We start from the raw sequence: 19,244 nt of genomic DNA, 5'->3' as shown, positions 1-19,244 counted from the left end.
AGTCTCAAAAGCCCGGTTTTCAGCACCGGGCTTTTCACAAACAGGCGGTGATAGCATGGCTTCTAAGGTTGCGAATAATAGAATTCGATGTTTATTCATACTGATGATGGCGCTCATGGCGCTGCTCGCCGGCTGCGGCTCAAGCGGGAGCTCCAAGGCTTCCGACGAGGGGGTCGGCCAAGCGAGCTTGGCTGCGAAGAGCTGGGATCGCATGCCGGAGATGGAGCTGGATTTGAACAAGAGCTATTCGGCAATGGTGAGCACCGATAAAGGCGATTTTACAATCGAACTGTTCGCGAAGCAGGCTCCGATTACCGTCAACAATTTCGTTTTTCTGGCGAATAACGGATTTTACGACGGCTTCCTGTTCGAAACGGTCATTGAATCCTTCATGATCCAGACAGGCGATCCGTTGCAGAACGGGCTTGGCAATGCGGGCTATCGCATTCCGGATGAGCTGGACACCGGACTTTCCTACGAGGAGGGGATTGTCGCTATGTTTAACGGCGGCAAGCCCAACTCGGGAAGCAGCCAATTTTTCATCTGCACGGGTCCTGAGGCCGACAACTTGAACAGTCATCCGAATTACAGTATTTTTGGACGGGTGAAGGAAGGCTATGACGTAATAAGGAAGATTGCTGAGACGCCTGTCAAAAACGACAAGCCGATTGAGGATATTCATATTTTTTCCATTAGAATCATGGAGGAATAACGAGGCTTGCCGAGGCAGGCTTGGTTTATTTTCGCCTCCGGGTGGAGATGATCGTCAATATATGGTAATCTTCTGGTATAGGATCTGATTGGCGAATCCTAAATGAACGGAAAGGTAAGTTCCGGATGAAGAGAAAATTTTCAGACCGCGCGAATTGGCGGCGTGTTCTGCGCAGAAGCTATTCGTGTCTGGCGCTTGACGGGGATGAGTTCAAAGGTCTTGTTACCTTCTACCGGATTCATGAGCTGCGCGATCCGCTTTGGAAGGAATACAACGGTCGGAAATTATGTCTCGCTGACCGTGGTTACTTGTGGATGCAGCATTTTCCGAAGGGCGAGCATTTCGTTGTGACAACGATGTTCGACGACAAAGGCCGGGTAGTGCAGTGGTATATCGATGTGTGCAAGACACAGGGCTTGACCGATCAACAGGTGCCATGGTTCGATGATCTCTATTTGGATGTCGTGGTGCTGCCTAGTGGAGAAATTTTTCTAATGGATGAAGATGAGCTCGAGGAAGCACATAGGCAAGGCGATGTAACCGGCAGGGATGTGGCGCTTGCGCGCAAGACCGCCGGCAAGCTGCTCTCCAGTATTCGCAATGGGCGCTTCCGGTATTTCACCCTTAGCCTCAAGCATCGCAGAAGCTTAATCGAGCGAGCGGGGGAGCTAAGCGAATCATGAAGACTGTGTCTCGGAAACGGAGCAGACCGCGTAAGCGAAAGAAATCCTTTCGACCGTGGCTGCTCCTGTTTCGTTTCATTCAGGTTGGGCTGCTGGCCCTTCTCGTATGGTGCGGCTATATGCTATGGCTGATACAAGATTATAAGGCAATGAATGTCTATCCTCATGCGGATGCGGGAATCGTGCTTGGAGCCGCGCTTTGGAATGATGAGCCAAGCCCGGCTCTTCGAGAGCGGCTCGATTATGCGATTGCGTTATATGAGCAAGGGGCTTTCGACAAACTGATTCTTAGCGGCGGCCATGGCGGCTTGATCTCGCAGCTTACGGAGGCGGAGGGCATGAAGGCGTATCTTGTCTCTCGCGGCATTCCGGAGAATGCGCTTCTGCTAGAGAACGAAGCGAAGGATACTTATCAGAACCTGTTATTCAGCAGCAAGATTGCGATGGCGGAGGATCTGCATTCATTCATTATTATTACACATAAGTATCATGCCGAAAGAGCAGGGGAGATGGCTTCCTATATTGGTTTAGAGTCATTCGAGGTCGCCGGGGTGAAGTCCAAGGTGCTTAATCCTTATTATCATCATACGAGAGAGATTCTCGCGTTGACGAAATGGAAGCTGGATTACCTGCTGCTATGGAGCGGTATTCGTTCCTCGGGTTGGACGCCATGAATCTGCTAATATGCGGAAGCTAGATAGAATAAATATGTAGAGCGGGATTCCGCCACAGCTTCTGTATAAAGGATAGGTGATGCGTCAGATGAGCGGACACGTCATATCGGGACCAGGCGACGGAACGAACAGACCCTCCCGGCAAATCAATGTCGTGCTTAGAAGTCAGGAACATTACGGAGGCGGAGCATCGGCTCAGGCACTGGAAGCAGAGCCGATTCCTGCTGTCAAGCCTCTGCCGGCCGTTGATCAGTTTGCAGATATTCAGAAGGAACTCGAAGCCATGATCGGCATGGAGAATGTGAAGGCGCTTGTGTACGAGGTTTACGCGCTGCTTTACATTAGCCGGATGCGCTCGGAAGCGGGTCTCATGGGCGGTTCCCAGATGTATCATATGATTTTCAAAGGAAATCCCGGTACGGGGAAAACGACGATTGCGCGCATTGTTGCGAAGCTGTTCCAGAAAATGGGCGTTCTCTCGAAAGGGCATCTGATCGAAGTTGAAAGAGCGGATCTTGTAGGTGAATATATTGGGCATACCGCGCAGAAAACAAGAGATTTGGTGCGCAAGGCAATTGGCGGCGTCCTGTTCGTTGACGAGGCGTACAGCCTGGCTCGAGGAGGAGAGAAGGATTTCGGCAAGGAAGCCATTGATACGCTGGTGAAGGCAATGGAGGATCATCGCAGTCAATTTGTACTGATTCTGGCCGGTTATCCGCTGGAAATCGATCAATTCCTGATGACGAATCCGGGATTGCCTTCGAGGTTCCCGATTCAGATTGATTTTCCGGATTATTCGGTTGATCAGTTGATGCAAATTGGCGAGTTGATGGTGAAGGAGCGGGATTACGTGCTTCTGCCGCAGACGGTGTTCAAGCTTAGACAACATCTGCATCAAGAGAAGCAGAACGACTGCTTCTCGTTCAGCAATGCCCGTTTTGTTCGAAATACAATCGAGAAGGCCGTGCGCCATCAAGCGGTAAGACTGATTAATCACTATTCAAATTCGATTCCGGCGAAAAGCGAGTTGATGGCGATCAGACCGGAGGATTTGAAGCTATAATGATGCAATTCCCAAATTGAAGGAGCCGTGCGGTAATGAAGGAGCAACTAGAAGAGAGAGCGCTGCGGGAGCAGTTGGGCGCGCTGGCGGATGCAGTGGAGCAGGAAGCGGCAAGCCTGTTTCAGCGTATTGAGAGGATAGCCGAACGAAATCAGTGGAAGGTTATTGAAGCGTTCAAGCGTTATCAGGTAAGCGACTATCACTTTGCGGGGTCGACGGGCTATGGCTACAATGATCGCGGCAGAGAAGTGTTGGATCTCGTCTACGCCGAGGTTATGGGAGCTGAGGCGGCGCTGGTGAGGCCGCATTTCGCTTCGGGCACACATACGATATCGTGCGCGCTGTTCGGCGTGCTTCGTCCGGGCGACGAGCTGCTGTATATGACGGGTTCGCCTTATGACACGCTGCATAAGGTAATTGGCAAGAAAGGCGACGGAAAGGGCTCGCTTTGTGATTGGGGAATTACTTACGCGGAAGCGGAATTGCTGCCGGACGGCTGTGTGGATTGGCCTAAAGTAAGAAGCTTGATCAATGAGAAGACGAAAGTGGTAGGCATTCAGCGTTCGAGAGGCTATAGCTGGCGATCCTCGTTCACCGTCTCGGAGATTGGCGAGATGGTGAAGGGGATCAAGGCGATCCGAGAGGATATTATCGTGTTCGTGGATAATTGCTACGGCGAATTTACAGAATACTTAGAGCCGACCGAGGCAGGCGTTGATCTGATGGCAGGCTCGCTAATCAAAAATCCGGGCGGAGGTCTTGCCGAGACCGGCGGATATATCGCCGGCAAGCAGGCTTTCGTAGATGCCGCTGCGTATAGGCTGACGGCTCCGGGCATAGGCGCCGAGGTTGGCGCCATGTTAGGAACTTTGCGTTCCATCTTTCAAGGTCTGTTTCTTGCTCCGCATCTTGTCGGACAAGCCGTGAAAGGAAGCGTGCTCGCCGCAGGCGTCTTCGAGAGGCTGGGCTTCGTGTCGAAGCCGAAATGGGATGAGCCGCGAACCGACCTCATTCAAGCCGTTCAATTCAGTTCGCCCGAGCAGCTCATCGCATTCGTGCAGGGCATCCAGGAAGCTGCTGCAGTGGACGCTCATGTCACTCCGGAGCCATGGGACATGCCCGGTTACGACAGTCCCGTTGTTATGGCTGCGGGAACGTTCATCCAGGGGGGGAGTCTGGAGCTGTCGGCGGATGCTCCGATTCGGGAGCCTTATATTGCTTACATGCAAGGAGGGTTAACTTACGCGCATGTGAAATACGGCATTATATTGGCGCTTCAAAAGCTGGTCAGCTCGGGTTTAATTGTGATTAAACCTTACATAACTTGACACATATATGGAGGGACGATACAATGTACCTATAAATGAGCGACTGGAAGGTTGATGCGGGATGGCTGATGAAATTCGCAGAAATATGGCATTATTTCCAATTGGCATCGTCATGAAGCTAACGGATTTAACAGCCAGACAAATCCGTTATTACGAGCAGCATGAATTGATTGTGCCTGCAAGAACTGCGGGCAATCAACGGTTGTTCTCGTTTAACGATGTGGAGAGATTGCTTGAAATCAAGTCATTGATTGAGAAAGGCGTTAATATCGCGGGCATCAAGCAAGTCATGAATCCGGTATCCAAGGAATCCGATGACGCGACAATCGTAAGCGAGCAGTCCGAAGTGAAGCGCAAGGAGCTTTCAGATCAACAGCTGCACCGTATGTTGAAGCAACAGCTACTGGAGAAGAGACCGGGACAGGCATCCCTTATTCAGGGACAGCTTACTCGTTTCTTAAATAAGCGCTAACAACAAATGAAGCACAAGGAGATGATTCTGTGAGTTTCACGAAAGAGGATATTAAACGCATTGCCGCAGAACAGAATGTTCGATTCATTCGATTGCAATTTACCGATTTGCTGGGCACAATCAAGAATGTGGAAATTCCGGTTAATCAGCTGGACAAGGCTCTGGATAACAAGATGATGTTCGACGGCTCGTCCATTGAAGGCTATGTCCGAATAGAAGAATCTGATATGTACTTATACCCGGATCTTGATACGTGGGTTGTGTTCCCTTGGATTGCCGAGGATCGAATCGCCAGACTGATCTGCGATATTTATATGCCTGACGGCACACCGTTCGCGGGAGACCCAAGGGGTATTCTCAAACGTTGCTTGAAGGAAGCGGAAGAAATGGGCTACACCGCGATGAACGTAGGGCCGGAGCCGGAATTTTTCCTGTTCAAGACGAATGCGAACGGCGAACCGACGACTGAGCTTAACGATCAAGGCGGCTACTTCGATTTGGCGCCGATGGACATGGGTGAGAATTGCCGCCGCGAAATCGTGTTGACGCTGGAGGAGATGGGGTTCGAGATTGAAGCATCCCATCATGAGGTTGCTCCCGGCCAGCATGAGATTGATTTCAAATATGCCGACGCGATTCGTGCGGCCGATCAGATTCAAACCTTCAAGCTGGTCGTGAAAACGATCGCCCGCGTTCACGGCCTTCACGCGACCTTCATGCCAAAGCCTTTGTTCGGCGTGAACGGCTCCGGCATGCATTGTCATCAGTCGCTGTTCAACGGCAATACGAATACGTTCTATGACGAGAAGGACAAGCTCGGACTCAGCGAAACCGCTCGTTATTATATGGCAGGCATTCTGCAGCATGCACGCGCGATGGCTGCAATTACGAACCCGACTGTCAACTCGTATAAGCGTCTGGTACCCGGTTATGAAGCGCCTTGCTATGTTGCATGGTCGGCAAGCAACCGCTCCCCGATGATTCGTATTCCGGCATCGCGAGGCTTGTCTACTCGCGTAGAAATTCGCAATCCGGATCCGGCCGCGAATCCTTATCTGGCGCTTGCGGTTATGCTGAAAGCCGGACTCGACGGCATTCAGAACAAGCTTCCGCTGCCATCTCCTACCGACCGCAATATCTATATCATGTCGGAAGAAGAGCGCGTTGACGCGGGAATTCCAAGTCTTCCGGTCAACCTGAAGGAAGCGCTGGACGAAATGCTGAGAAGCGACGTGATCTGCGACGCGCTTGGCGATCATGCTTTGGCCCATTTTTATGAATTGAAAGAAATCGAATGGGATATGTATAGAACCCAGGTTCACGAGTGGGAGAGAGATCAGTATTTGACGCTGTACTAACACTGGAGAGGCCGTTGTCATATTGAACGTGTGGCAGCATGTACGGGGGCAATTCGGAAGAATATTCATTCTTCCGAATTGCCCCCGTTTTAATTAAGCGCTAATGTTGCAGCACAGAGATGCCGGAATGACCTTGCAATGCTTATGTAAAACGATGCCGATCAAAGCTTTTCCAGGCGAACGAAAACGGGGCGCCTTCAAAGAATTTCTTCTTCGCAAGCAGCCCCTGAGTTTGTTATTCGTATTGTTGTTGTTGTTGTTGTTGTTGTTGTTTAGAATCAATGAATATCCCGGAACAAGCCGATTACTTTGCCGAGAATCGTAACGTTGTTAAGAAGAATCGGGTCCATTGCAGCGTTCTGCGGCTGCAGGCGAATATGGTCTTTCTCCTTGAAGAAGGTTTTCACGGTTGCTTCGTCGTCGTCCGTCATGGCGACGACAATATCTCCGTTATTGGCGGTCTGTTGTTGACGCACGATGACATAATCGCCGTTATGTATACCGGCTTCGATCATGCTGTCGCCGACTACGTTCAGAATAAATACGTTGTTGTTGTTCACATAATGAGAGGGGAGGGGGAAATAATCCTCAATGTTCTCCGTTGCGGTAATTGGTATGCCGGCTGTTACTTTGCCGACAATCGGCACCTGCGCTACAGGGAATCGAATCAAATTATCTCCTGCGCTGTCATTGTTGAGAATTTCAATCGCTCGAGGCTTCGTCGGGTCGCGGCGTATAAAACCCTTCTTCTCGAGTCTGTCGAGATGACCGTGTACTGTTGAGGAAGACAACAGACCGACCGCTTCAGCGATTTCTCTGACTGATGGCGGGTAGCCTTTATCTTTCACTTCTTGCTTTATAAATTCAAGGATCGAATTTTGCCGTTTGGAAATCTTCGACACGTTCATCAGCTCCATTCTTATTATTGTGACAAATTATAGCATACAAACGCCAATCATACAAACATAAGTTCCCGAGCACAGAGGTTCGTATTTTTTTGTTGACGCAAACGCTTGTTCGTGTTAAGTTGTAATCAGAACAAACGTTTGGGGTGATTGATTGTGATAGTAATGAATCCGAGTTCGTATCAATCCATACATAGCGCCAATAATCAACTGGAGAAGCCTTTATTGTCAAAGCAGATGAGCGGCTTGAGAAAGCATGGCGCCAAGATTGTTGTCAGCTTTATGTTTTTTGTTCTCGTGTTTACGAGTTTCCTCGTTATGGGGTCGAATGCGTCGTCCATGCATGTTGCCGAAGCGTCCGAGGGGGAGCAAGTTGTTGTTGTTTCGAGCGGTGACACGCTCTGGTCTATCGCCAGTCGATTGGAAGGTCGCAAGTCGAGCATCGGCTTTATGGTTTTTCGTATCAAAGATCGAAATCAACTGCAGTCTGAGACGATTACGCCCGGACAGAAATTAATCATTCCGAACAATTAGAATTTGGTTATATGGGGCAGTCCTGTCAGGTTTCTAGACGGGGCTGCTTTTGTTTTTTTTAACTAGGCCTATCAAAAACGCTGTTTCCTTGACAACGCTATGTTGGTAATGTCAAAGTAAGGTGTAGAGAGCTTCAGCCATAGAGAGAGGAAGGTGCATCGAAATGGAATTCGAGAAAGTTGTTGCCCGTATTAATGAGCTAGCAAGAAAGAATAAAACGATTGGGCTGACTGATGAGGAAATACAGGAAAGAAATGAGCTTAGAGGGCAGTATTTGAACAATTTCAAGCGTAATTTCAAACAACAGCTCGATTCGATTAAATATGTCGAGGATGAAGAAACAAACGGGCAATCGTAATTGAACAAGAAGGGGGATGAACAGGTATGTCTAGATCTTGGGAACGCAGAGTGCGCAAAAATATGAGCAAAATCAATCAGCAGCGCAAGAAGCAAGGCTCGGGCCAACTCGTTCTTGGAGGAGAGAAGGTTGAGCGCTTCAAAGGCAGGAATATATTCGTGCCGATTCTGCTCCTGTTGTTCGTCATTCTGTACAGCATTCTGATGAACAGCAATCCTGATTTTGAGATGGATACGATGTATGCTGTTACTTTGCTTTGCTATGTTGCGTTGGCTGCGCTATTCTTCTTCCGCCGCCCCTATCTGCTGATCGGGAAAGATTTTGTGCAATCTCGCAGGTTCACCGGCGACAAGCGTTATACAATTGAGGGGTTGAAGAGCATCCGATTTCAACAAGGAATGATTACTATCATTCCTCAGAAGGGAGCCAATTGGACATTCTCCAAAACGTTGAATCGGTTTCCCACAGAAAATATGGAAAGTAAACTGAGAGAGTTCGCGAAGGCGAACAACATCATGATTGAAGAAAATTAATGGCAAGGGGAGAACGGTTGCAAATGGCAAAACAAGCGGTATTATTCGATCTTGACGACACGCTGTTATGGGATGATCGCAGCGTAAAGGAGGCATTCCAGGCTACATGTCGGCGGGGGGCCGAAGAAGCGGGAATAGATGCGAATGAACTGGAAGAAGCGGTGCGCAGAGAAGCAAGAGCTCTGTATGAAACGTATGAAACCTATCCATTCACGAAGATGATCGGCATAAATCCATTCGAAGCTTTGTGGGGGGATTTCACAGGCGGGGAGCAGGTTGAATTCCGCAAGCTGCAAGAGCTCGCTCCAGGCTATCGCAAATCCGCATGGACGAACGGGCTGAAGTCTCTCGGAGTACATAATGAGGAGTTGGGCGCAACGCTCGCTGAGCAATTCCCGGCCGAGCGGCGGGCGAGACCAATTGTCTATGAAGAGACCTACCGCGTTCTTGATGCGCTTAAAGCGAAATATAAGCTGCTTCTGCTGACGAACGGTTCACCGGATTTGCAGAAGGAGAAGCTTGACAATGTACCGCAGCTTATTCCTTATTTCGATCATATTATCATTTCCGGTGATTTCGGCGAAGGAAAGCCGAGCGCCGCAATCTTCAAGCATGCGCTTGAGAGGCTGGGCATCGAGCCCGAACATGGGATTATGGTGGGGGACAAGCTGACTACGGACATTCTCGGCGCCAATACGATTGGAATGACATCTGTATGGATTAACCGACATGGCATGAAGCGAAATGACGAGATCGTACCCAGTTATGAAATATCGAATTTGGAGCAGCTGCTTCAGCTTCTGCAGGAATAACGGATTGATAGAAAAAACAAGCCCCCGCTTTCCCATGATTCATGGGAAAGCGGGGGCTTGCTGTCAGTCCGATCCGTTCAAATTGAGCGGATTATTTCGTAGCGGATTGAAAGCTTGAATCGGCATACGGATGCGCAATCCAGCCTTCGGTTTCGATGAACAGACGAACGGCGACAATTTGACGATTATCCATTAACGTGAAGAAATGTGGCTTATGCTCGGGAACGGAAATAACGTCGCCGGCTTCGAGTTCGACATCAAAGTAACCGACCTCTTCCGTGCCTTTGATAATAAATATCCCCTTGCCCGCTGTAATGGCGCGCACCTCGTCTTCGGTATGTGTATGCACGTTCTCGAATTTCTTCAGAAGCTCCTCGAGATTCGGAGTCGCATCTGACAGAGCGATAATATCCCAGGTTTTGTAGCCTCTGCGGCCTGCAAGATCATTGATTTCCGCATCGAAGGTGTTAAGTATTTGTTGCTTCTCGTCGTCGGATAAGATGAATTTATCCTGCAGCTCCGCAGGCAGCTTGGACGGATTCCAATGCTCATAGAGCACCTCCTGGCTTTCCAGGAACGCGCGTACGTTTTCTTCCCCTTGAATACGCTCTTCCGTATTCCGAATTCTAATTTCAGCCATGCTCATTCCCTCTTTTCCAATAGTTATTAAATGATATAATAATTATAAAACAAATCATAATCAATGTCGATGTATGTTCCTTTTCATCACCGGGGGATTCTGCTAAACTAGTGGGTAATGATTTTGGGAAGGGTGTAGCGAATTGTCAAGACCAACAATGCAGCAGCTGCTCAAGGAACGCATTCTAATAATGGACGGCGCGATGGGCACAATGATTCAAGGAGCGGATTTGAAAGAGGAAGATTTCGGAGGCGCAGAGCTCGACGGCTGTAACGAGATGCTCGTTCTGACCAGACCGGATGTCATTCAATCGATACATGAGCAATACCTGGAGGCGGGCGCGGACATTCTCGAGACGAATACGTTCGGGGCGACTAGTCTGGTTCTCGCCGAATACGATATACCTGAAAAAGCGCGGGAGATTAACCTGGCCGCGGCGAAGCTCGCCCGCGCCGCGGCGGATAAATACAGCACGCCCGACAAGCCTCGTTTCGTAGCGGGAGCGCTCGGTCCGACGACGAAGACGCTTTCGGTTACGGGAGGCGTGACGTTCGACGAGTTGGTGGACACCTATTACGAGCAAGCTCTTGCGCTCATAGAAGGGGATGTCGACGCGATGCTGCTCGAAACCTCGCAGGATACACTGAATGTGAAGGCGGGAAGCATCGGCATTCGCAAGGCGTTCGAGACGACGGGCAAGGAGCTTCCAATTATGATCTCCGGCACGATCGAACCAATGGGCACGACGCTGGCTGGACAGACGATTGAAGCCTTCTATATTTCTCTGGAGCATCTGAAGCCGATTTCGATCGGTCTTAACTGCGCGACAGGTCCAGAGTTCATGCGAGATCATATCCGCTCGTTGAGCGACATATCGAGCGCGGCAATCAGCTGTTATCCGAATGCGGGTCTGCCGGACGAGAACGGTCATTATCATGAATCGCCGGAATCGCTCGCGAAGAAGATGGCGGCATTCGCGGAGCAGGGCTGGATCAATATCGCCGGCGGCTGCTGCGGAACGACGCCTGCCCATGTGAGAGCGCTGGCGGAGACGATGAAGAATTACGCTCCCCGATCGAAGCAGGGGGCTCATCCCGATGCGGTATCGGGCATCGACACGGTGTTCATCGAAGCGGATAATCGTCCGATAATGATTGGCGAGAGAACGAATATATCCGGCTCGCGCAAATTCAAGCGCCTGTTGAAGGAAGAGAAGTACGACGAAGCGTCCGAAATCGCCAGGTCACAGGTGAAGGGCGGCGCTCATGTTATCGACATCAACCTGCAGGACACCGATATTGACGAGGCGAATGCGGTGCATCAATTTCTGCCGCAGGTAGCCAAGAAGATCAAGGCGCCGCTTATGCTTGATTCGACCTATGATCATATTATCGAGCTGGGTCTGAAATATTCGCAGGGCAAAGCGATTATCAACTCCATCAATCTGGAGGACGGCGAGTCCAAGTTCGAACAGATCGTCCCGCTTATTCATCGATATGGAGCGGCCGTCGTTATGATCCTCATTGATGAACGCGGACAAGCGGTATCGAGGGAAGCGAAGGTTGAGGTCGCTGATCGTTCGTACAAGCTGCTCGTGGAGAAATACGGCGTTAATCCGTCGGATATCATCTTCGATCCGAACATGTTCCCGATTGGCTCGGGCGATCCGCAATATATCGGCTCCGCGGTTGAGACCTTGGAGGGCATTAAGCTGATCAAGGAGAAATATCCGCAAACGAAAACGATTCTTGGACTCAGCAATATATCGTTTGGTCTTCCGGATGCGGGGCGCGAGGTGTTGAACTCCGTTTATCTCTACCATGCCACGAAGGCTGGACTCGACTATGCGATCGTGAATACGGAGAAGCTGGAGCGCTATGCTTCGATCTCGGAAGAAGAGCGGAAGCTTGCCGAGGATTTGATCTATAACACCAATGATGATACGCTGGCGGCGTTTGTCGCGGCTTTCCGCAACAAGAAGGTCGAGAAGAAGGAGAAAATCTCGACGTTGACGCTCGAAGAGCGGTTGGGCTCCTATATCATTGAAGGAACCAAGGAAGGACTTCTTCCGGATTTGGACGAGGCGCTGAAGAAATATTCTCCGCTTGAGGTCATTAACGGGCCGCTCATGAAAGGCATGGAAGAGGTCGGCAGACTGTTCAACAACAACGAATTGATTGTGGCCGAGGTGCTGCAGAGCGCTGAAGTAATGAAGGCCTCCGTGAGCTATCTGGAGCCGTTCATGGAGAAGAATGAATCCTCCGTCAAAGGAAAGATCATTCTGGCGACGGTGAAGGGCGATGTGCATGACATCGGCAAGAACCTCGTAGAGATCATTCTTTCCAACAACGGGTACAAAATTATAAATCTCGGCATCAAGGTTCCGCCGGATCAGCTTATTGAAGCTTATCGCAAGGAGAAGGCGGATGCGATCGGACTCTCCGGCCTGCTGGTCAAATCCGCCCAGCAGATGGTCATTACGGCGCAGGATATGCGCAGCGCAGGCATTGACGCGCCGATTCTTGTCGGCGGCGCCGCGCTTACGCGCAAATTCACAAAGACGAGAATCGGACCAGAATACGACGGCCTCGTTCTCTACGCGAAGGACGCGATGGACGGTCTCGATATTGCGAACAAGCTGATGAATCCCGATTCCAGGAAGCTCTATGAGGAGGAAATGGCGGCATACAAAGCGGCGGCCGCGAGCGAGGAAGCTGTGGCGAAGCCAATGCCGAAGCTGACGCGGGCGGTGAGGTCGAAGATTTCTCCGGATGCCCCGGTATTCAGCCCTCCGGATTTGGATCGTCACATTTTACGGGACGTGCCGATTCCGCATATTATTCCTTATGTGAATATGCAGATGCTGCTCGGCCATCATCTCGGTTTGAAGGGGAATGTGGATAACCTGCTGGCAGAGGGCAACGAGAAGGCCGTTCAACTGAAAGGGACAGTGGACGCGATTCTGGAAGAGGGACATCGCGAGGGCTATATTAAAGCGCATGGCATGTACCGATTCTTCCCGGCTCAGGCGTCGGGAGACGACATTGTGATCTACGATCCCGGGGATCATTCGAAGGAGATCAAGCGATTCACCTTCCCGAGACAGCAAGTGGAGCCTTACCTTTGCTTGGCCGATTATTTGAAAACAGTCGAGAGCGGTACGATGGATTATGTCGGATTTCTCGTCGTCACGGCCGGGCATGGCATTCGCGAGAAGGCGAGCCAGTGGAAGGATAATGGCGACTATCTGCGTTCGCATGCACTGCAATCCGTCGCACTTGAGGTTGCCGAGGGACTGGCCGAACGCGTGCATCATATGATGCGAGATATATGCGGCTACCCGGATCCTGCCGAGATGACGATGAAGCAGCGTCACGGGGCGCGTTATCAAGGCATCCGCGTTTCCTTCGGATATCCGGCATGTCCGAATCTGGAGGATCAGGAGCCGCTGTTCCAACTGATGAAGCCGGAGGATATCGGCGTCGAGCTGACCGACGGATTCATGATGGAGCCGGAAGCGTCCGTGTCCGCGATGGTGTTCGCGCATCCGGAAGCGCAATATTTCAATGTAGAGAAAGTATAGAACGAAAGATGATGTCAGAGTGCTGAACGATCGATTGAGCCTTCCGCGAATGGAGCCATGCTCGCGCGGAAGGCTCCTTTTCACTTGAATGTTGTAAGATATGCCAGAGACAGAGGTGCATCCTTGTGAGAATGTGGTTTATGGGAACGGGAGCGGGAAGACCGAACAAACATCGCAATGTAAGCGGATTGGCGTTACAAATGACGGAAGGGGAAGGCAATTGGTGGCTGTTCGACGCGGGTGAAGCGACGCAGCACCAGGTCATGCAGCTGCCGCTAAAGCCAAGCAAGCTCGAGAAGGTATTCGTAACGCATATGCATGGAGATCATGTTTACGGGTTGCCTGGTCTCCTCAGCAGTCGCTCCTTCGACGGCGGAGAGACGCCGATTCATCTCTATGGCCCGAAGGGGATCAAGAGTTATCTTCAAGATGTGTTCCGGCTGACGAGCACCACGCTGGATTATGAGCTTGTCATACATGAGCTTAACGAGACCGAATCTACCCAGGTGGTGGTGAAGGAACCGCAGTTTACGGTCACCGCAATGCCGCTTGCTCATCGTATTCCTTGCTACGGCTACCGCATTGTCGAGCAAGATTGTCCGGGCAAGCTCTTGGTTGAAAAACTGAAAGCGCTGGGTGTGAAGGAAGGGCCGCTATTCGGGAAATTGAAAAACGGCGAATCCGTTGCGCTGGCGGATGGAAGCGTGGTTCATTCCAAGGATGTGACGAATCAGCCTTTGCCGGGACGAATTGTAACGATCCTTGGCGACACGAGGCCATGCGCCAGCGTGCGGCCGCTTGCGGAGAAGGCGGATTTGCTCGTGCATGAAGCAACCTTTGCCGCGGGCATGGAGACGAAGGCGCATGAATTCGGTCACAGCACGACGCTGGAAGCCGCTCGCGCCGCGAGGGATGCGGGAGCGAAGCAGCTTGCGCTCACCCATTTCAGCGGGAGATACAGCAATGAGCAGTTGTCTCTGCTGGAGCAAGAAGCGGCTTCCGTATTCCCGAACACGACAGCCGCTCTCGATCTAAGCTTCATTGACATTAAACGAAGACAAGCTGCCGAATAATGGCGTTGCAGCACGAACGTATATTCTGTAAAATAAAAATTAACAAATGATAGTCAATCATGTGCAAATTCGTTCATGAGTGATCTGGGGGAGGGGATGTCGATGAATCGATGGACGGGCAGGGCGGATGATTTCGCAGAATGGCTCCTGCATATCAAGAGCAACAGAGAGATAATGGTGAACGTGACGCATTGGGAAACCTTGCCGCCCAGAGATGCGCGAGTAAGCCCGCTTCCTTCGGATTTGTCGCCGAAGCTTAAGGCGGCGCTTCAATCACGGGGAATCGATTCTTTATATACCCATCAACGGGAGGCTTACGAAGCGGTCAGGTCTGGTCGTCATGTCGTCGCGGTTACGCCGACGGCTTCGGGCAAGACGCTGTGCTACAATCTTCCCGTTATACAGAGCTTGCTGGAGAACGAAGAGGGCAGGGCGCTCTACCTGTTCCCGACGAAGGCGCTCGCGCAGGATCAGGTTGCGGAGCTTCAAGCGCTTGCGGATTTGATGGGCTCGTCCATCAAGACGCATACCTATGACGGAGACACGCCGCCGACCGTTCGAACAGCGATTCGCAACGCGGGTCATATCGTCGTAACGAATCCCGATATGCTGCATGCGGCGATTCTTCCGCATCATACGAAATGGGTCAAGCTGTTCGAGAATATCAAATATATCGTAATCGATGAAGTGCATGCTTATCGCGGCGTATTCGGCAGTCATGTGGCGAACGTCATCCGCAGATTGAAGCGAATATGCGCCTTCTACGGCTCGAATCCGCAATTCATTTGCGCGTCCGCGACGATTGATAATCCGGGAGAGCATGCGGAGCGGCTAATTGGGGAGAAGGTCGCTTTGATTCAGAATAACGGAGCGCCAACGGGCGAGAAGCATATCGTGTTCTATAATCCTCCGGTCGTGAACGTTCAGCTTGGCATTAGACGCAGCTCTGTTCTTGAAACACAGAAGCTTGCCGGGCTGCTGCTGAAGCAGGGCGTGCAGACCATTGTATTCGCCAGAAGCCGGGTTCGCGTAGAGCTCTTGCTCACCTATCTGCAGGAGCTTATTCGCGATAAGCTGGATGCGAAGACGATACGGGGCTATCGCGGAGGCTATCTCCCCAAGCTTAGAAGAGAGATCGAGAGAGGCCTCCGAAGCGGCGAAATTCGCGGCGTTGTCAGCACGAACGCGCTGGAGCTCGGCATTGACATTGGACAATTGCAAGCTTGCGTGCTTAATGGTTATCCCGGCACGATCGCGAGCACCTGGCAACAGTCGGGACGGGCGGGAAGAAGGCAGGAGAGCTCGATTACGTTCATGGTTGCGAGCAGCAACCCTCTGGATCAATATATGATTCAGAATCCGGATTTCTTCTTCAACAGGCCGCCGGAGCGGGCTTTGATTCATCCGGACAATTTGCTTATTCTGATCGATCATGTGAAATGCGCCGCATATGAGCTGCCTTTCAAGAAAGGCGACGTTTTCGGGTCCGAATCCCTCGAGGATATGATGGAATTTCTAACGGAGGAGAAGGTTCTGCATCGGGCAGGCGATCGCTGGTACTGGATGGAGCAATCCTTCCCGGCCCATAATATCTCCCTCCGATCCGCCGCGCAGGAGAATGTTATCATTATTGATCGAACGAACGACAACCGTGTGCTGGGCGAAGTGGACCGCTTCAGCGCTCCTACGCTAGTTCACGAAGAAGCGATCTACATCCATGAAGGCGTGCAATATCAGGTGGAGAAGCTGGATTATCCGGAGAAGAAGGCCTATGTTCGCGAGGTGGATGTCGATTATTATACGGATGCGAATCTAGCCGTGGAGCTGAAGGTGCTGCATGTGGACAAGGAGAAGGTATCCGGCGAGCTTCTGCGCCAATATGGGGAAGTAACCGTTAATGCGAAGGCGACGATATTCAAAAAAATCAGATTGCGCACGCATGAGAACATAGGTTCCGGTCCGATTCATCTGCCGGAGGAAGAGCTGCATACGAGCGGTTACTGGTTCTCGTTCAGCGAAGAAGCGGCGGCGAGGAAGAGCAAGAACGAGATGCAGTTCGCGCTGCTTGGAATAGCCAATGTGCTTGTACATATCGCGCCGTTGTATCTGATGTGCGATCCTTTTGATATTCGCGTCGTGCCGCAGGTGAAGGCCGTTCATTCACAACGGCCGACGATTTATTTCTATGACCGCTATCCAGGAGGAATTGGTCTTAGCGAACGATTGTTCGATGTGCATGACGAGCTGCTGAAACGGGCGCAGGCATTAATTATTTCCTGCACTTGTCTTAGCGGATGCCCGGCTTGCGTCGGGCCGATCGAAGAGGTAGGCTTGCTTGGCAAGCAGCAGGCTCTGGATTTGCTGGTAGAAGCGGGTGGTCGTTCATGAGCGGCTTGCGCAATCGAATGAACCGCTTGAGAGGCGCCTCTGCCGATAACGCAACAGAGCGGGAAGCATTGAAGCAAGAGGAAACCGCCGAATATGATCAAGCGGTTGAAGAAGCGGAAAGTCTTCATTCCGCTTGGGGCCAGATGGGAGTAACGCTTGCAAATACGCCTCATGGCTCGTACCTTGTACGAAAGCAGAGCTTTTCGCCGACACATCGTCACGGCACACATCAGATTGGCGAGTTAAGCGAAGCGGCCGGCGGGCTGCAGGCCTTTCACCCGGAAGCGAAGTCCGTTGACGCGGACCGAATTTTCTATCTGGATTTGGAGACAACCGGCCTCGGCGTCGGAGCGGGAAATGTGCCATTTATGGTGGGAACGGCTTATAGGGAAGGCGATTCGTTCATCGTAGAGCAATCCTTCATCAGACATCCCGCAGAGGAATATGCCATGTTGCGGGCATTATGCGACAGGCTCCAGTCATTCGATTATTTGGCTACTTATAACGGAAAGACCTTCGATTGGCCTTTAGTGCAGAGCCGCATGATCATGAACGGCATCAATCCGAGACGCTGGGAGCCTCTGCATCTGGATTTCCTGCATCCCTCGCGAGCCTTATGGCGCAATACGCTTGCTTCTTGCAAGCTAAGCTATATTGAAGAGGAACGTCTAGGCATTATCCGGGAGGATGATGTGCCAGGATCTCTGGCTCCCCAGTTGTACTTTCAATTCTTGTCCGATGGGGAGCCGGCTCCGCTGCGGGGCGTGTTCGAGCACAATGCAAGCGATCTGCTGAGTCTGGTCTGTCTGTCGATTCGATTCGGAAGCTTGCTGCGCGGGGATCTGTTCCGGCGCTTGCCCTATCCGTCAGAGGGGGAAGAATTGATTCGTACCGGATTATGGCTGGAGAAGATGCATATGACAGACTTGCCCCAGGAGCTATTCGGTTTGGCGCTTAATCAGCCATCTGCCTATCCGTCGGCCCTCGTCATGCTGGCGGCAAGAGACAAGAAGGCTGGAAATTGGGAGCGGGCTGTGTTATTGTGGCAGAAAGCCATAACGCAATCCGGACCTTCTTTCGGAGCCGTTCTCTATGAATCCTACACGGAGCTTGCGATGTATTACGAGCATAAGCTGAGGGATTTGCATAACGCGCAAGTCTTGGCTTGCGAGGCGCTCCAGCGGGCGGAAGTCCGATTTTCTTACGAACGGCATGACAAGAAACGAAGAGAGATGGTTCAGCAGCTTCGCAAACGATTGGATCGACTGGAGCGTAAGCTGGAACGAAAGTCTTAAGATAAGGGATAGGAGTACATATAGATGCAACAACAATTGCCTGCTTTAAAAGGATTGTTAATCGATCTTGACGGCACGCTGTATCACGGCGCGAAACCTATCGAAAATGCGGATCGTTTCATTGAAATGCTGATTGCGACGGAAATGCCCTACCGTTTCGTAACGAATAATTCTTCCGCAACGCCGGAGCAAGTAGCGGACAAGCTGTCGGCTATGGGCATACCAGCGAATTCAGAGCTCGTCTGCACATCCGCGCAGGCGGCTGCCGACTATATTAGCAAAGAGAAGGAAGGAGCCTCTGTCTTCGTCATTGGCGAAGAGGGCTTGCGTTCGGAGCTCGCGCATGCCGGCCTCGAGTTGACGGAGGAGATGCCGGATTTTGTCGTACAAGGCATCGATCGAGGCTTTCGTTACGAACGCGGCGCAGAGGCCGTTCGTTATATTCGCGAAGGCGCACGGTCAATTATGACGAATCCTGATTTACTGCTTCCGTCGACCGACGGCTTGATTCCGGGAGCGGGCTCAATCGGCGCCATGCTGCAAGCGGCGAGCGGCATAGAGCCTGTCGTAATTGGCAAGCCTTCGCCCATTTTGATGAATTACGCCTTGCAGCGGCTGGGACTCCCAAGCGACGAAACATGGATGGTGGGAGACAATATCGCTACGGATATCGCGGCGGGAAAAGCGGCCGGCTGCGGCACGATACTGGTGCTGACGGGGCTTACGACTGCGGATAATTATGAAAAATATGCTCAGGCTGCAGGCTGCAGACCGGATCTTATATGCAACAATTTGGATATATTAATGACAGCGGTTACTAACATTCGATAACA

Annotated in this window: 18 protein-coding genes; 16 read left to right on the top strand and 2 right to left on the bottom strand. The window is 51.4% G+C overall.

The window, feature by feature from the left end:
* The first annotated feature begins 55 nt into the window (after window positions 1-55).
* The 7 genes from HFP08_RS21545 to glnA all read left to right on the top strand — a co-directional run bounded on the left by HFP08_RS21545 (window position 56) and on the right by glnA (window position 6,290).
* Window positions 56-712 (top strand): peptidylprolyl isomerase, encoded by a 657-nt coding sequence (locus HFP08_RS21545; protein ID WP_168122677.1) that lies wholly within the window; start codon window positions 56-58, stop codon window positions 710-712.
* 125 nt (window positions 713-837) lie between these two features.
* Entirely contained in the window at window positions 838-1,395 is a 558-nt protein-coding gene (locus HFP08_RS21540) for a ribonuclease FAU-1 family protein (protein WP_168122676.1), read from the top strand.
* Complete coding sequence (locus HFP08_RS21535) at window positions 1,392-2,069, top strand: YdcF family protein (protein WP_168122675.1); 678 nt, start codon at window positions 1,392-1,394, stop codon at window positions 2,067-2,069. The genes HFP08_RS21540 and HFP08_RS21535 overlap by 4 nt, the downstream gene beginning before the upstream one ends.
* An 88-nt stretch (window positions 2,070-2,157) precedes the next feature.
* Window positions 2,158-3,132 carry an AAA family ATPase gene (locus tag HFP08_RS21530; RefSeq protein ID WP_168122674.1) on the top strand — a complete coding sequence of 325 codons (975 nt, stop codon included), beginning with the start codon at window positions 2,158-2,160 and terminating at the stop codon, window positions 3,130-3,132.
* A 35-nt stretch (window positions 3,133-3,167) separates the two neighbouring features.
* Entirely contained in the window at window positions 3,168-4,460 is a 1,293-nt protein-coding gene (locus tag HFP08_RS21525; protein WP_168122673.1) for a methionine gamma-lyase family protein, read from the top strand.
* A 61-nt stretch (window positions 4,461-4,521) separates the two neighbouring features.
* Window positions 4,522-4,932, top strand: a complete 411-nt coding sequence (locus tag HFP08_RS21520) for a MerR family transcriptional regulator (RefSeq protein WP_168122672.1) — start codon at window positions 4,522-4,524, stop codon at window positions 4,930-4,932.
* 29 nt (window positions 4,933-4,961) lie between these two features.
* Complete coding sequence (gene glnA, locus HFP08_RS21515; protein WP_168122671.1) at window positions 4,962-6,290, top strand: type I glutamate--ammonia ligase; 1,329 nt, start codon at window positions 4,962-4,964, stop codon at window positions 6,288-6,290.
* A 278-nt stretch (window positions 6,291-6,568) separates the two neighbouring features.
* On the opposite strand, the gene lexA is transcribed toward glnA, so the two are convergent.
* Entirely contained in the window at window positions 6,569-7,192 is a 624-nt protein-coding gene (gene lexA, locus HFP08_RS21510; RefSeq protein WP_168122670.1) for a transcriptional repressor LexA, read from the bottom strand.
* Between the two features lie 168 nt (window positions 7,193-7,360).
* Here lexA and yneA point away from each other — a divergent pair, with 168 nt between their 5' ends.
* From yneA to HFP08_RS21490, 4 genes are all read left to right on the top strand, one after another.
* Complete coding sequence (gene yneA / locus HFP08_RS21505) at window positions 7,361-7,729, top strand: cell division suppressor protein YneA (RefSeq protein ID WP_240941704.1); 369 nt, start codon at window positions 7,361-7,363, stop codon at window positions 7,727-7,729.
* Window positions 7,730-7,892: 163 nt separating this feature from the next.
* Window positions 7,893-8,087, top strand: a complete 195-nt coding sequence (locus HFP08_RS21500; protein WP_168122668.1) for a DUF896 domain-containing protein — start codon at window positions 7,893-7,895, stop codon at window positions 8,085-8,087.
* A 26-nt stretch (window positions 8,088-8,113) separates the two neighbouring features.
* A complete protein-coding gene (locus HFP08_RS21495) occupies window positions 8,114-8,620 on the top strand; it encodes a hypothetical protein (RefSeq protein WP_168122667.1) in 507 nt (168 codons plus the stop codon).
* Window positions 8,621-8,643: 23 nt separating this feature from the next.
* Window positions 8,644-9,432, top strand: coding sequence for an HAD family hydrolase (locus HFP08_RS21490; protein WP_168122666.1), 789 nt, complete (start codon window positions 8,644-8,646; stop codon window positions 9,430-9,432).
* Between the two features lie 91 nt (window positions 9,433-9,523).
* On the opposite strand, the gene HFP08_RS21485 is transcribed toward HFP08_RS21490, so the two are convergent.
* Entirely contained in the window at window positions 9,524-10,072 is a 549-nt protein-coding gene (locus HFP08_RS21485) for a 1,2-dihydroxy-3-keto-5-methylthiopentene dioxygenase (RefSeq protein ID WP_168122665.1), read from the bottom strand.
* A 157-nt stretch (window positions 10,073-10,229) separates the two neighbouring features.
* On the opposite strand from HFP08_RS21485, the gene metH reads away from it, so the two are divergent.
* From metH to HFP08_RS21460, 5 genes are all read left to right on the top strand, one after another.
* On the top strand, window positions 10,230-13,655 hold the full coding sequence (gene metH, locus HFP08_RS21480; protein ID WP_481856592.1) for a methionine synthase: 3,426 nt from the start codon (window positions 10,230-10,232) through the stop codon (window positions 13,653-13,655).
* Between the two features lie 131 nt (window positions 13,656-13,786).
* Entirely contained in the window at window positions 13,787-14,728 is a 942-nt protein-coding gene (gene rnz, locus HFP08_RS21475; protein ID WP_346768753.1) for a ribonuclease Z, read from the top strand.
* 102 nt (window positions 14,729-14,830) lie between these two features.
* Window positions 14,831-17,116 carry a DEAD/DEAH box helicase gene (locus tag HFP08_RS21470; protein WP_168122662.1) on the top strand — a complete coding sequence of 762 codons (2,286 nt, stop codon included), beginning with the start codon at window positions 14,831-14,833 and terminating at the stop codon, window positions 17,114-17,116.
* Window positions 17,113-18,411: a ribonuclease H-like domain-containing protein gene (locus tag HFP08_RS21465; protein ID WP_168122661.1), complete on the top strand. Its 1,299-nt coding sequence runs from the start codon at window positions 17,113-17,115 to the stop codon at window positions 18,409-18,411. The genes HFP08_RS21470 and HFP08_RS21465 overlap by 4 nt, the downstream gene beginning before the upstream one ends.
* Before the next feature lie 24 nt (window positions 18,412-18,435).
* Window positions 18,436-19,242 carry a TIGR01457 family HAD-type hydrolase gene (locus HFP08_RS21460; RefSeq protein ID WP_206109302.1) on the top strand — a complete coding sequence of 269 codons (807 nt, stop codon included), beginning with the start codon at window positions 18,436-18,438 and terminating at the stop codon, window positions 19,240-19,242.
* Window positions 19,243-19,244: the final 2 nt, after the last annotated feature.

Origin of the sequence: Paenibacillus sp. HB172176, from assembly GCF_011947265.1 — a bacterium.
GTDB lineage: Bacteria > Bacillota > Bacilli > Paenibacillales > Paenibacillaceae > Pristimantibacillus.
Note: the sequence above shows the minus strand (reverse complement) of the source record. Positions and strands in the feature narration are given on the sequence as shown.